The organism is Actibacterium sp., assembly GCF_041584535.1.
GTDB lineage: Bacteria > Pseudomonadota > Alphaproteobacteria > Rhodobacterales > Rhodobacteraceae > Actibacterium_D.
Map to the genome: position 1 here is coordinate 1 of NZ_JBFHDW010000072.1, position 10,142 is coordinate 10,142.

13 protein-coding genes and 1 pseudogene are annotated in these 10,142 nt (G+C 63.6%); 8 read left to right on the forward strand and 6 right to left on the reverse strand.

The features are described 5' to 3' along the window. The 3 genes and pseudogenes from ABYW26_RS05395 to ABYW26_RS05405 all read left to right on the forward strand — a co-directional run. Nucleotides 1-468: pseudogene (locus ABYW26_RS05395) on the forward strand (class I poly(R)-hydroxyalkanoic acid synthase); the annotation flags it as partial. 73 nt (nucleotides 469-541) lie between these two features. Beyond that, a complete protein-coding gene (locus tag ABYW26_RS05400; RefSeq protein WP_372603767.1) occupies nucleotides 542-685 on the forward strand; it encodes a hypothetical protein in 144 nt (47 codons plus the stop codon). Between the two features lie 69 nt (nucleotides 686-754). Further along, nucleotides 755-2,398: an acyl-CoA synthetase gene (locus tag ABYW26_RS05405; RefSeq protein WP_372603768.1), complete on the forward strand. Its 1,644-nt coding sequence runs from the start codon at nucleotides 755-757 to the stop codon at nucleotides 2,396-2,398. 76 nt (nucleotides 2,399-2,474) lie between these two features. Here ABYW26_RS05405 and ABYW26_RS05410 read toward each other — a convergent pair whose 3' ends face one another. The 5 genes from ABYW26_RS05410 to lgt all read right to left on the reverse strand — a co-directional run bounded on the left by ABYW26_RS05410 (nucleotide 2,475) and on the right by lgt (nucleotide 6,509). Further along, nucleotides 2,475-3,257, reverse strand: coding sequence for a Hint domain-containing protein (locus ABYW26_RS05410; RefSeq protein ID WP_372603769.1), 783 nt, complete (start codon nucleotides 3,255-3,257; stop codon nucleotides 2,475-2,477). Nucleotides 3,258-3,532: 275 nt separating this feature from the next. Next, nucleotides 3,533-3,661: a hypothetical protein gene (locus tag ABYW26_RS05415; RefSeq protein WP_372603770.1), complete on the reverse strand. Its 129-nt coding sequence runs from the start codon at nucleotides 3,659-3,661 to the stop codon at nucleotides 3,533-3,535. Nucleotides 3,662-3,826: 165 nt separating this feature from the next. Then, a complete protein-coding gene (pgeF, locus tag ABYW26_RS05420) occupies nucleotides 3,827-4,588 on the reverse strand; it encodes a peptidoglycan editing factor PgeF (RefSeq protein ID WP_372603771.1) in 762 nt (253 codons plus the stop codon). Next, complete coding sequence (locus ABYW26_RS05425; RefSeq protein ID WP_372603772.1) at nucleotides 4,585-5,649, reverse strand: class I SAM-dependent methyltransferase; 1,065 nt, start codon at nucleotides 5,647-5,649, stop codon at nucleotides 4,585-4,587. The genes pgeF and ABYW26_RS05425 overlap by 4 nt, the downstream gene beginning before the upstream one ends. Continuing rightward, on the reverse strand, nucleotides 5,646-6,509 hold the full coding sequence (lgt, locus tag ABYW26_RS05430) for a prolipoprotein diacylglyceryl transferase (protein WP_372603773.1): 864 nt from the start codon (nucleotides 6,507-6,509) through the stop codon (nucleotides 5,646-5,648). The genes ABYW26_RS05425 and lgt overlap by 4 nt, the downstream gene beginning before the upstream one ends. A gap of 95 nt (nucleotides 6,510-6,604) precedes the next feature. Here lgt and ABYW26_RS05435 point away from each other — a divergent pair, with 95 nt between their 5' ends. The 5 genes from ABYW26_RS05435 to ABYW26_RS05455 all read left to right on the forward strand — a co-directional run bounded on the left by ABYW26_RS05435 (nucleotide 6,605) and on the right by ABYW26_RS05455 (nucleotide 9,798). Continuing rightward, nucleotides 6,605-6,853, forward strand: coding sequence for an accessory factor UbiK family protein (locus ABYW26_RS05435; RefSeq protein WP_372603774.1), 249 nt, complete (start codon nucleotides 6,605-6,607; stop codon nucleotides 6,851-6,853). Between the two features lie 301 nt (nucleotides 6,854-7,154). Then, nucleotides 7,155-7,658 carry a YbjN domain-containing protein gene (locus ABYW26_RS05440; protein ID WP_372603775.1) on the forward strand — a complete coding sequence of 168 codons (504 nt, stop codon included), beginning with the start codon at nucleotides 7,155-7,157 and terminating at the stop codon, nucleotides 7,656-7,658. Between the two features lie 33 nt (nucleotides 7,659-7,691). Continuing rightward, nucleotides 7,692-8,504 (forward strand): pyrroline-5-carboxylate reductase, encoded by an 813-nt coding sequence (proC, locus tag ABYW26_RS05445; protein ID WP_372603776.1) that lies wholly within the window; start codon nucleotides 7,692-7,694, stop codon nucleotides 8,502-8,504. Then, the gene (locus ABYW26_RS05450; protein WP_372603777.1) at nucleotides 8,501-8,836 is read left to right on the forward strand and encodes a tRNA-binding protein; all 336 of its coding nucleotides are present in this window, start codon (nucleotides 8,501-8,503) and stop codon (nucleotides 8,834-8,836) included. Before proC ends, ABYW26_RS05450 begins: the two co-directional genes overlap by 4 nt. Further along, nucleotides 8,836-9,798 carry a 2-hydroxyacid dehydrogenase gene (locus ABYW26_RS05455; RefSeq protein ID WP_372603778.1) on the forward strand — a complete coding sequence of 321 codons (963 nt, stop codon included), beginning with the start codon at nucleotides 8,836-8,838 and terminating at the stop codon, nucleotides 9,796-9,798. Before ABYW26_RS05450 ends, ABYW26_RS05455 begins: the two co-directional genes overlap by 1 nt. Here ABYW26_RS05455 and ABYW26_RS05460 read toward each other — a convergent pair. Continuing rightward, nucleotides 9,795-10,142: thymidine kinase (locus ABYW26_RS05460; RefSeq protein WP_372603779.1), on the reverse strand; the 348-nt coding region annotated here is incomplete at its 5' end. The two genes, ABYW26_RS05455 and ABYW26_RS05460, sit on opposite strands and share 4 nt — an antisense overlap.

Genomic DNA, 10,142 nt, shown 5'->3' on the forward strand with positions numbered 1-10,142 from the left:
CTGCTGTGGTATCTGGAAAAGGTCTATATCGAGAACGGCCTGCGCCAGCCCGGTTACCTGACAATCGACGGAACGCCGATCGACCTCCGCAAGATCGACATCCCGTTCTTCGTGCTGGCCACGAAAGAGGATCACATCGCGCTGTGGACCTCGATCTATCCGTCGACCGGGCTGTTCAGCGGCGATGTTACCTTCGTGATGGGGGGCTCGGGCCATATTGCTGGCGTGATCAACCCGCCCTCGGACCGGCCGAAATACGGCTATTGGACCGGCGACGGCACCTTCCCGGAAAAGCCTCAGGACTGGTTGGCGAATGCCAAATATACCCCCGGCTCGTGGTGGCCGGAATGGGGTGCGTGGATGGACGCGCATGATGAAGACGAGTGGGTCCCGGCTCGGGCACCCAAGAAGAGCGGCAAGCTGAAACCGATCGAGGACGCGCCCGGCCGTTACGTGCTGGGCAAGTAAGCGAAAAGGTGGCCGTTTCCCATGTCAGTATCGTGCCAACGCTATGGAGACGAATTTGATACAGGCTTTTGGAATGCGGCGAACCGCACTGACCCGCGCCGGGACGATCGGCGCGGGCGGCAAGACCCCGATCTGTGCAGATCTGCGGTTTGCGGAGGGCGGTAAAGGCTCATGTCTGTCCCAAGCCCCGAACCCCAAGACCAACACCCTGATTTAACCAAATCCGCGCGTGCGACCCGCAAAGGGCCGGCGCGTGCGCAATATGAACCTGTGCAGGAGGGAAAAAGTGACTAAACACAATATCTACGAACAAGGGTTGGACGCGACTCCCGCGAACTACACGCCGCTGACCCCGATCAGCTTTATTGAACGGACCGCGGGGATTTATCCCAACCGTCTGGCCGTTGTGCATGGTGATGTGCGCCGCACCTGGGCCGAGACCTATGCCCGTTGCCGTCAGTTCGCCAGTGCGCTGGACACACGCGGCTATGGCAAGGGCGACACGGTGTCGATCATCGCCACCAACATCCCCGAGATCTTTGAATCGCATTTCGCGGTGCCGATGACTCAGGCGGTGCTGAACACGATCAACACCCGTCTGGATGCCGAGGCGATTGCCTTTATCCTGAACCACGCTGAAACCAAGGTGCTGATGGTCGACCCCGAGTTCTCGGAAGTGGTCGAGCGCGCGCTGCACATGGCCGGCAACCCCGACATCCTGGTGATCGACATCGAGGATCCGACCTATTCCGGTGGCAAGCGCATCGGTCAGGTCACCTATGAAGAGTTCATCAAGGACGGCGATCCGAACTATGAATGGAAGCTGCCCGATAATGAATGGGACGCGATCAGCCTGAACTATACCTCGGGCACCACCGGCAACCCCAAGGGTGTCGTGTATCATCATCGCGGCGCCCAGTTGAACGCGCAGGCCAACATCCTGACCATCGGCATGGGCATGCACCCGGTCTATCTGTGGACCTTGCCGATGTTCCATTGCAACGGCTGGTGCTTCCCGTGGACCATCGCTGCAGTTGCGGGCGTTTGCGTCTGTCTGCGCGCCGTCCGGGACGAGCCGATCTTTGACCTGATGAAGCAGGAAGGCGTCACGCATTTCTGCGGCGCCTCGGTGGTTCTGGCGATGCTGGTGCACGCGCCCGACGAGATGAAAGAAGGCCTGCAAAAGGGCATCACGGTGCTGACGGGTGGCGCTCCGCCGCCGGCCATCATCATCGAAAAGATGGAAGCACTGGGCTTTAGCGTCGATCATGGTTACGGCCTGACCGAAACCTATGGCCCCGCCGTGTCCTGTGCATGGCACGAGGAATGGGATGCCTATGACGCCGCCGAGCGCGCCCGCCTGAAGGCCCGCCAGGGTGTCCGCAACCTGACCGCCACCGGCCTGATGGTTGCTGATCCCAAGACGCTGGAACCGCTGCCGCGTGACGGTCAGACCATCGGCGAGATCTTCATTCGCGGCAACAACGTCATGAAAGGCTATCTCAAGAACCCGTCGGCGACCGAAGAGTCGTTCACCGGCGGCTGGTTCGCCTCGGGCGACCTCGCTGTGATGCATCCCGATGGCTATGTCGAGATCAAGGACCGCTCGAAAGACATCATCATTTCGGGTGGCGAGAACATCAGCTCGATCGAGGTCGAAGATGTGCTCTATAAACATCCCGACGTGCTGGAAGCCGCGGTTGTGGCCCGTCCGCATGAACGCTGGGGCGAAACGCCCTGTGCCTTCGTGACCCTGCGCAAAGGCGCCGAGGTGACCGAGGCCGAGCTGATCGCCTATTGCCAACAGAACATGGCCCGCTTTAAGGCGCCGAAAACCGTTGTGTTCTGCGATCTGCCGAAAACCTCGACCGGGAAGGTGCAGAAGTTCGTGCTGCGCGAGCAGGCTCGGGAAATGCCGATGCAAAGCTAAGGCTTGCCTAACGACTGAACTGAACGAGCCGCCCTTGCAAAGGGGCGGCTCGTTTCATTTTCGGCGCTGCGGCGGTTCAGGCCACGCGCAGCCGGTCGACATCGGTTGGCTCAAGCCGCAGATGGGTGATCGGCCCGAAATCATGCAGGCAGCGGGCATAGGGGAACAGCGTCAGGAACAGATCCCACGTCGGGCGATCCATATGGACATCGGCCAGACGACCGGGATGAAAGCTTTCGGTCTCGATGCCGTTGGCCCACAGGATATGCTGGCCATGCAGCGCCAGATGATAGACCCGCACCGGCGACACCGGCCGGATCGAAACGGCGCTGTGCCCGTCCTCGACCGTTTGCACCGGAACGAAAGCCGCCTTGGCACCAAAGCGCGCGGCCATGGCCGGGTGGCGCTGTAACAGTCGGGCATGTGGCCCCAGCATCAGGTCGGACATCGGCCGCGACAGGCCAAAGGCCTCGGCGGTGATCCGGGTCAGGCGGGTGTTGTCCTCGTTCAGGCCGGGCAGGTCGGGAAACAGCATCATCGACCCGACCCAAAGCAGCATTTTCGGTCCGGCATCGGCGGTTTCGATCATCATGCCCGGCTCAAGATCCTGCACCGCGACCGGCCCGTTTTCAGTGGCGATCAGCGTGCCATGCGCAAAGGCGGCGCTGGTGGCTTCAAATGCGGTGGTGGCGGGGGCAACAAGGCTGAACTCGGCGATCAGACCTTCGCGGGTCAGGCCGGCAACCTCGAACCGACGCGTCAGCGGGGTGGCGCGCAGCCCCTTGCGACTGGTGTCAGGGGCCGATCTGGCGGGCAGCCCCGCCGCAATCTGCGCGGCAGGAACGTGGGGATACGACATGCGAACAGTCCTTCAGGTCTGGTCACATCTGCTTCGGCCCCCACCGAAACGCGCAGAATGACATGTCGAAACATTGGCTCAAATGCGCGGTATTTGTCAAAAATCAGCGATAATTCGAAGCTGGGGCGAGGTCAGTCCGGGCGGGACGCGCCAACTGTTTCCACCGCTTCAGGCAATCTTGCCACATTTCAAATGCGGGCTGCGAATCGAAAGCCCCCGCAATCCGGTGGATGCGAGGGCGAAATCTTGGGGGCGGCCAATCGGCCGGACCTGTCTCAGGCGGCTTTACCGGCGCGCGATGCGGCGGCCCGGTGCGGGCGGACGGTGCGCTGCCACGGCATCGGAGGCGTGCCTTTGGCGCTTTCTTCCAGCACCCATGCCATCCAGCGGCGTTTGGTTTTCATTGTCGTTCTCCTGCACAGCGCTGGCCCGGACATACGGGCAGGGCGAGTCGGTTTGTCCCTCGGCCGAACTGGCCTGTGCTTGAACTATCGCCGGGCAATTGGGCGGTGCTGTGACCCCGAATGTGTCGTTTCGCGGTCACTTTGCGGTAAAAATAAGGCGGGATATTACAGCCGGATCACCGAAATCAGCCGGCCGTAATCGGCCTCGCCGGCGTGGGTGGTGCGGCGATAGGAATAGAACCGCTCGGGGTCGGAATAGGTGCAATGCCGGGTCCAAAGTGCCTGACCAACCCCGGCGGTGCGCAACCGGTGCAGGCCATAGGCCGGCAGGTCGAACTGTTTTTTGTCGGGGCTGACGCCGTTGCTGAAAAACCGGCTGTTGTCCGGGTCGTCAGCGATGAAATTCTCGAAGAACTCATAGCTGACCTCATAGGCGCTTTGGCTGATGCAGGGGCCGATGACAGCGGTGATATCGGCGCGGTTGGCGCCCAAGGTTTCCATCGCGTCAACGGTTGCTTCCAGCACCCCGTCCAGCGCGCCGCGCCACCCGGCATGGGCCGCGCCGATCACCCCGGCCTTGGGGTCAGAGAACAGAACCGGCTGGCAATCGGCGGTCAGGATCGCCAGCGCCAGCCCCGGCGTCGCAGTCACGATGGCGTCGGCCACGGGCGGCGTATCCGGCACGGTGTCGCCGATCACCGCGACATCGGCGGAATGCACCTGATGCACGTTCACCAGATGCGCCAGATCGACGCCCATAGCGCTGGCGACCCGGCCGCGATTGATCTGCACCACTTCGGACAGGTCGCTGGACCCCGGCCCACAGTTCAGACCCGAGAACACCCCCGACGACGCCCCGCCGCGCCGGGTAAAGAAACCATGGCGCACGGGCACCAGATCGTCTGAGGTCAGTATTTCAAGCGTCATTCCGCGAATCCCGGTGGCATGGGCGCATCATGGGGCACAAGCGCGAGGGTTTGAAAGAGCGTTCCCATTTCATCGGCATGGGTCAAGCGACGATGCGCTGAAATATGGCTTTCAAGGGCGGCACCGCCAAGGTTCCGGGCAAGTGCCTGTGCGCGGGCGGTGATGCCAAGCCGTTCCAGAAACACGCCTTGCGGGGTCATCGGCGCCACGCGCACGGCTTTGGCGGCTTGGGCTAAGGCCTCGAAATCGACATGGGCGGTCAGGTCGGCCTCGCCGCAATGGGTCAGCGGATCAACCGGCTGATGCGCCTTCAGTGCCTGCAACGTGTCGCCCAGCGAATGCCAGCCGCCATAGTCGATGAACAAAGCCGCGCCGCCCTGTTGGGCAATGCGGTCGGCGATTTCGGTCGTGATCGGGGCGGCGGCCGGGCACATCTCGACCAGATCGCCGGGGCGGGTGTCGTCCAGCCGGTGCGCCAGTGACGCCAACGGCGCCGGGGCCGACAGGCCAAAGCTCAGTGCGCCGTCCTTTTCCGCCACCAGCACCTCGCGCCAGCCCGCCGGGTCGCGCTGGAATTGCCGGATTGGCAGGGCATCGAAAAATTCGTTGGCGACCAGAAACAGTGGCGCTTGCGGCAGGTCGGCCACCGTGTCGGCCCATGTCACCGGCTGATCGCCCAAGGTGCGGCGCTGAACCGTGCGCAGGGTGGCCGAAGCCTCGACCAGATGCACGCGCGCCGCCTCGGCAAAGCCGGGCACAGCCCGCGCCACCCGCAGAATATCGGCCATCAGCGTGCCGCGCCCCGGTCCGATCTCGGCCAGCGTGAACGGCGCCGGGCGGCCCTGATCGATCCAGACCTGCGCCAGCCACAGGCCGATCATCTCGCCGAACATCTGGCTGATCTCGGGGGCGGTGGTGAAATCACCGGTCGCGCCGAACGGGTCGCGGGTGGCGTAATAGCCGTGCCGGGGATGCAGCAGGCAGTCGGCCATATAGTCGGCGATGCTGATCGGGCCGGTCTTGGCGATGCGGCGCAGCAAAAGCTGGGTCAGTTCGGTCATCGGCTGCGCATCCCGGCCAGCACCCAAAAGCCGACCCCCAGCGCGATCATCGGCAGCGACAGCAGTTGCCCCATCGACAGGCCGACCGCGCCCAGATCAATCACCCAGCCCGCCGGATTGTCGGGGGTGATGTATTGCGCATCGGCCTGGCGGAACAGCTCGATCACGATCCGCGCCAGACCGTAGCCGACAAAGAACGTGCCGGCGGTCAGGCCGGGGCGTTTGAGCAACCCGTAGCGATAGACCAGCACCAACAGCACCAGCCCCAGCAGCAACCCCTCAAGCCCGGCCTCATACAGTTGCGACGGATGCCGCGGCAGGCCCAGCGGATCGGTCGGGAACACCATCGCCCAAGGCACGTCCGAGGGGCGGCCCCACAGCTCGGCGTTGATGAAATTGGCGATGCGCCCGAACATCAGCCCCGGCGGCGTGGCGATCGCCAGCGCATCGGCGGCGGACAAAAGCGCGATCCGGTGCTTTCGGCAGAACCAGATCACCGCCACCATCACCCCCAACAGCCCGCCGTGAAAGGCCATGCCGCCTTGCCACAGCATCGGGATTTCTTGCGGATGCGCCAGATAATAGCCCGGCTTGTAAAACAGCACATAGCCCAGACGCCCGCCCAGAATGATGCCCAGAATGACCGCGGTCAAAAGCTGCTCGACTTGCTCGGCGGTCATCGGTGCCCGGCCTTGTGGCCACAGCGCCGGGGTTCTGACCAGCCGCAGCACCAGCCGCCAGCCCAGCAACAGCCCGGCAATATAGGCCAGCGCATACCAGCGCAGCGCAAAGTCAAAGCCGAACAGCGAGATCGAGAAAATCTCGGGGCTGATATCGGGATAGGAAAGAACTGCCTGCATAACCGCCTCATGCCTGTTGCCGACGGGGCAAGTCAACCTTGAGCTTGTCCGCACATAGGCCCATATAGGCATGGAACGTAACGCCGGAGGGGACAATGCAGACCCGCAATAAATTTTTCGAAGACATGTCCCAGCTGATGACCAACGCCATGGGCGTGGCACAAGGGGCCAAGGACGAAGCTGAAACCGCCTTTAAGGGCATGGTCGACCGCTGGCTGGCCGACCGCGATTTCGTCACCCGCGAGGAATTCGACGCCGTGCGCGCCATGGCGCAGAAGGCCCGCGAAGAAAACGATGCGCTGAAGGCCCGCCTTGACGCGCTTGAGGCTGCCGCCAAGGGCTAAGCCCGCGTGCCGGTCGCTGTGGCCGGACAGATCAGAAATTAGAAAAGGCCGGGCCGAAACGCCCGGCTTTTTCGCGTTTTGCCGGGTGAATTGCGGGCGGTAACCACCCGCAATCCTTAGTGTCTATTCCGGGTTCATCCACAACTTCCTGCGGTTATCCACAAAATAGTGCTTTACAGGTGAGGCCTTTGCGAACACCATATCTGGTAAGGGCGCTGGGATAAGCCCGCCGCCCCTTGAGCAGGCACCTAAGCCTAGTGGGGCTGCCAACCCGCTTGGCTATAACAAAATGAGGCCGGGCATGTCACTTTCCGAAGACTTCTTCTCGACCGAAGATCTGCACCCGATCGACATTGTTGAACACCTTGCCGAGCACAACGAGTGGGAATTCGACCGCGTTGCCGATGATCAGATCGCCATGGCCGTCGAAGGCCAGTGGCGCACCTATTCGATCACGCTGGCCTGGTCCGGCTATGACGAAACGCTGCGGTTGATCTGCACCTTTGAAATGGAGCCTCCGGTCGATACGATGCCGGCGCTTTATGAAACGCTGAACCGCACCAACGACATGTGCTGGTCGGGCGCGTTCACCTTCTGGAACGAACAGCGGCTGATGGTCTATCGCTATGGTCTGGTTCTGGCGGGCGGCCAATCGGCCAGCCCTGAACAGATCGACCGGCTGATCGGCGCGGCGGTTCGCAATTGCGAACGGTTCTATCCGGCGTTTCAGCTGGTGTCCTGGGCCAACCAATCGCCCGAAGAAGCGCTGAATGTAGCCATTGCAGAGGCCTACGGCCGCGCCTAACCTGAGCCCCGGACGAATACCCCGGGGGGCAGAATGAATATCAACGAAAACGGTCTGGTGCTGCTGGGTTGCGGCAAGATGGGGTCGGCGATGCTGACCGGCTGGCTGGCGCAGGGATTGCCGCTGGCGTCGGTCTGGGTGATGGACCCGTATCCGTCGGATTGGCTCAAGGATCTGGCCGGGCAGGGGCTGCACCTGAATCAGGGGCTGCCGGAAAACCCGGCGATCGTGCTGGTCGCGGTGAAACCTCAGATGATGGCCGAGGCGCTGCCGCAACTGGCGGCGCTGGGCAATAGTCAGACGCTGTTCCTCTCAGTCGCGGCAGGCACGCCGATTGCGTTTTATGAGCGCGTCCTTGGCGGCGACACCCCGGTGATCCGCGCCATGCCCAACACCCCCGCCGCCGTCGGGCGCGGCATCACCGCGATCATCGGCAATGCCAAAACCTCGGAACAGCATCTGCAAGCCGCCGAAGGCCTGCTGCGCGCCGTCGGTCAGACCGTGCGGCTTGAGGCCGAGGGTCAGATGGATGCGGTCACGGCGGTTTCTGGCTCGGGCCCGGCCTATGTGTTCCACCTGATCGAGACTCTGGCCGCCGCGGGCGTGGCCGAAGGGCTGGCGCCCGATCTGGCGATGGCCTTGGCCAAGGCAACCGTGGGCGGCGCCGGGCAACTGGCCGAGGACGCGGCCGAGGATCCGGCCCAGCTAAGGGTCAACGTCACCTCGCCCGGCGGCACCACCGCCGCTGCATTGGCGGTGCTGATGGACCCCGAAACCGGCTTTCCGGCGCTGATGACCCGCGCAGTCAAAGCCGCCGCCGACCGCAGCCGCGAGCTGAGCCAGTGACGATTTCCTACGACGATTTCCTCAAGGTCGATATTCGCGCCGGGCGCATTACCCGCGCCGAACCCTATCCCGAGGCCCGCAAGCCGGCGATCAAGCTGTGGGTCGATTTCGGCCCCGAGATCGGCGAAAAGAAATCCTCGGCCCAGATCACCGCGCATTACCAGCCCGAGGATCTGATCGGCAAACAGGTGTTGGCCGTGGTCAATTTCCCGCCGCGCCAGATCGGCAAATTTCTGTCCGAGGTTCTGGTTCTGGGCCTGCCCGACCCGGCGGGCGAGGTGGTGCTGCTGACCCCGGATCTGGATGTGCCCTTGGGCGGACGGATGTTCTGATGACACGTATCCTGATCACCCGCCCGCTGACCGAAACCGTCTGTGATGCCGCCCGTGCTCTGCCCGGCGCCGAGGTCGAGGTCCGCGCCCTGACCACCCCGATGAAACCCGGCGAGATGCGCGGCGCTTTGGCGATTTTTGACGTGATCCTGCCGACGCTGGGCGATTTCTTCAACGCCGAGGTGTTCAAGGACATGCCCGCGCCGCGCACCCGGTTGCTGGCGAATTTCGGCGTTGGCTATAACCATATCGACGTGGACGCGGCCCGCGCCAGCGGCGTTGCCGTGACCAACACGCCGGGCGCCGTCACCGATGCCACCGCCGATATCGGCATGATGCTGATCCTGATGACCTGCCGCCGCGCGGGCGAGGGCGAACGTCTGGTCCGTGCCGGGCGCTGGAAGGGCTGGCACCCGACCCAGATGCTGGGCACCCATGTCAGCGGCAAGACCGTTGGCATCATCGGCATGGGCCGTATCGGTAAAGCGATCGCCAAGCGCTGTCATTACGGTTTCGGCATGGAGGTGGTGTTCATGAACCGCTCGGTCGTGGCTGACGCCGGTGTTCCGGCGCGGCAGGTGGCCGATATGGCGGAACTGGCGGCGCTGGCGGATATGGTTGTGGTTGCGGTGCCGGGCGGCGCGGCGACGCATCATCTGATCGGGGCCGATCTGTTCGCCGCGATGAAACCGGCTGCGCATTTCGTCAATATCTCGCGCGGGGATGTGGTGGACGAGGCGGCGCTGATTACCGCACTTGAGACCGGGCAGATCGCCGGCGCCGGTCTGGATGTCTATGAATTCGAACCGCAAGTCCCCGCCGCCCTGCGCAAGATGGAGAACGTCACCCTGCTGCCGCATCTGGGCACTGCCGCCCGCGATGTGCGCGACGCGATGGGGCTGATGGCGGTCGAGAATATCCGCGCATATCTCGCGGGCGATCCCTTGCCGAACGCGGTCTAAGCGTCGCCCATCTCGGCGCGCCAGTGGCGGCGGCACAGCGACACATAGGTCTCGTTGCCGCCGATCTGCACCTGCGCCCCGTCACGCAGCGCCCGCCCATCCGGGCCTTTGCGCACCACCATCGTGGCCTTTTTCCCACAATGACAGATCGTGCGCACCTCGCGCATTTCATCGGCCAGCGCCAGCAACGCCGCCGAGCCGGGAAACAGCTCGCCCCGGAAATCGACGCGCAGCCCGTAGCACATCACCGGCACCCGCAGATCGTCGACCGCCCGTGCCAGCTGCCAGACCTGGGCCCGGCTGAGAAACTGGGCCTCGTCGACGAAGACACAGGCCACGGGCCC

Bases quoted from the DNA above. Each gene is read 5' to 3' on its own strand.
- ABYW26_RS05400 (WP_372603767.1), top strand. From the start codon at position 542: ATGCGGCGAACCGCACTGACCCGCGCCGGGACGATCGGCGCGGGCGGC.
- ABYW26_RS05410 (WP_372603769.1), bottom strand. From the start codon at position 3,257: ATGTCGTATCCCCACGTTCCTGCCGCGCAGATTGCGGCGGGGCTGCCC.
- ABYW26_RS05415 (WP_372603770.1), bottom strand. From the start codon at position 3,661: ATGAAAACCAAACGCCGCTGGATGGCATGGGTGCTGGAAGAAAGCGCC.
- pgeF (WP_372603771.1), bottom strand. From the start codon at position 4,588: ATGACGCTTGAAATACTGACCTCAGACGATCTGGTGCCCGTGCGCCAT.
- ABYW26_RS05425 (WP_372603772.1), bottom strand. From the start codon at position 5,649: ATGACCGAACTGACCCAGCTTTTGCTGCGCCGCATCGCCAAGACCGGC.
- lgt (WP_372603773.1), bottom strand. From the start codon at position 6,509: ATGCAGGCAGTTCTTTCCTATCCCGATATCAGCCCCGAGATTTTCTCG.
- ABYW26_RS05435 (WP_372603774.1), top strand. From the start codon at position 6,605: ATGCAGACCCGCAATAAATTTTTCGAAGACATGTCCCAGCTGATGACC.
- ABYW26_RS05440 (WP_372603775.1), top strand. From the start codon at position 7,155: ATGTCACTTTCCGAAGACTTCTTCTCGACCGAAGATCTGCACCCGATC.
- proC (WP_372603776.1), top strand. From the start codon at position 7,692: ATGAATATCAACGAAAACGGTCTGGTGCTGCTGGGTTGCGGCAAGATG.
- ABYW26_RS05455 (WP_372603778.1), top strand. From the start codon at position 8,836: ATGACACGTATCCTGATCACCCGCCCGCTGACCGAAACCGTCTGTGAT.